This is a genomic window from Achromobacter sp. 1012554356 (assembly GCF_059760815.1).
Window position 1 is genome coordinate 1 of record NZ_JCBANC010000117.1, and the last position, 1946, is coordinate 1946.

Annotated in this window: 1 protein-coding gene; it reads right to left on the minus strand. The window is 64.6% G+C overall.

Features of this window, described 5'->3' with window-relative positions; genetic code table 11:
• Positions 1-102 precede the first annotated feature (102 nt).
• Entirely contained in the window at positions 103-1716 is a 1614-nt protein-coding gene (locus AC6LJW_RS29385) for an ABC transporter substrate-binding protein (RefSeq protein WP_498088969.1), read from the minus strand.
• Positions 1717-1946: the final 230 nt, after the last annotated feature.

Below are 1946 nucleotides of genomic sequence, written 5' to 3' on the forward strand. Positions count from 1 at the left end.
GGATGGGGCGGGGGGCTCGGGTAAAGCGGGGCGTAATTGCGCCGGCACAAGGCAAAACGGCTGCGCGAGGCAGCCGTTTCTTCTTTACTCAGCCCTGCCGGCTCACTTGGCGTCGGGCTTGACCGAGGTGGCCAGGGTGTACTGGTCGCGGCGGCCTTCGTACGAGATGCCCTTGCGGAAGGCCCAGATGCTGCTTTCGAAGTGCAGCGGGATCAGCGGCACGTTGTCCAGGGCGATCTGGGTGGATTCCTGCAGCAGCTTTTCGCGCTTGGCGGGGTCAACCGTCACGATGGCCTGCTTGTAGACCTTGTCGAAGTCGGCATTCGAGAAGCCGCCGTAGTTGCTGGTGCCCAGGCTGACGGGCGAATCCAGCGTGGCAACCCACAATTGGAACAGCGCCGATGCTTCACCCGTTTCCGCCGGCCAGCCGCCCATCGAGAAGCTGAACTCGCGCTTGGCGCGCTTGGGGAAGTAGATGGAGGCGGTCATCGCGTCCACGTTGGTCTTGATGCCGACGCGCGACAGATACTGTGCCACGGCTTGGGCGACCTGGCCGTCGTTGACGTAACGGTCGTTGGTGGACGACAGCGTCAGTTCAAAGCCGTTCGGGTAGCCGGCTTCGGCCAGCAGCTTCTTGGCGCCTTCGGGGTCGTACTTGATTTCCGGGGCCTTGGGCAGCGCGCCGAACATGCCGTCGGGCATGAACTGGAAGGCCGGGGTCGCCATGCCGTCCATGATGCGGGCGGTGATGGTCTTGCGGTCGATGGCCATGTTGATGGCCTTGCGCACGCGCAGGTCCTGCAGCGGGTTCTTGCCGTCGGGGCTCTTGACGAACGGGCTCGGGTTGCGGCCCACGTCCGGCTGGAAGAACACCAGGCGGGTGGACGGCGTGGCCACGAAACCGAACTTCGGATTGTCCTTCAGACGCGGCAGGTCACGCGCGGCGGGGTTTTCGATCATGTCGAAGTCGCCGGACAGAAGACCGGTCAGGCGCGGGCCGGCGGAGGGCACCGGCACGAACTTCACTTCCTTCCAGTGCGGCTTCTCGCCCCAGTAGTTCTCGTTGCGGACCAGCTCGATGCCGGTGCCCTTGACGTAGGACTTCAGCATGTAGGGGCCGGTGCCGATGGCGTCCTTGCCGTTGTTGAAGTCGACCACTGTGGGCCAGGCGCCCGTCACGCCGCAACCCTTCTTGGGGTCGTACGTGAGTTTGCCGTGTTCGACGATGCCGTTCCAGATGATCGGCAGCGAGCGGGCCAATTCTGCCGGCATCAGGGGGAAGGGTTCGCCCGTCTTGATGATGACGGTGTGCGCGTCCGGCGTCTGGACGTCGGTGATGCGCTTGGTCATGTCCATGTAGGACTGCGACACGTTGGTTTCGTTGTTCAGCGTGCGGCAGATCGTGAACAGCACGTCTTCGGAGGTGAACGGCTTGCCGTTCGAGAACTTGACGTCGTCGCGCAGCTTGAATTCCCAGGTCAGGTCGTCCAGGTTCTTCCAGGAAGTCGCAAGCTGGGGCACCAGCTTCATGTCGGCGCTGCGGCCCACCAGCGAGTTGTAGACGTGCGCGGAGAACGCGTCGTTCTGCGTCATCTTGTGATAGTGGGGGTCCGCCGAGGTGGGTTCGGCCGACAGGCCGATCTTCAGCGTCTGGGCTTGGGCGGCTGCCAGGGGAATGGCGGCGGCCACAAGGGCCAGGGTGGTGCGCAACTTCATGGTGACAACTCCGGATGGGGAACGAACCGGATCGTGCAGGCGGCCACGCGCGCCAGGGGACGACTGCGTCGGCCAGGGGGGCTTGCGGGGAATTGTCGCCAGGGCACGACGGCAAGGGGCCGATTATCGGTAGGGGGTTCGCGCGCTGTCAATGCGCAGCGGCAATCGGGGCGCTAGGGAAAACGCCGAGAGGGAAGGGAGAGAGGGCGTCGCGCGGTCCCTCTTGGGAC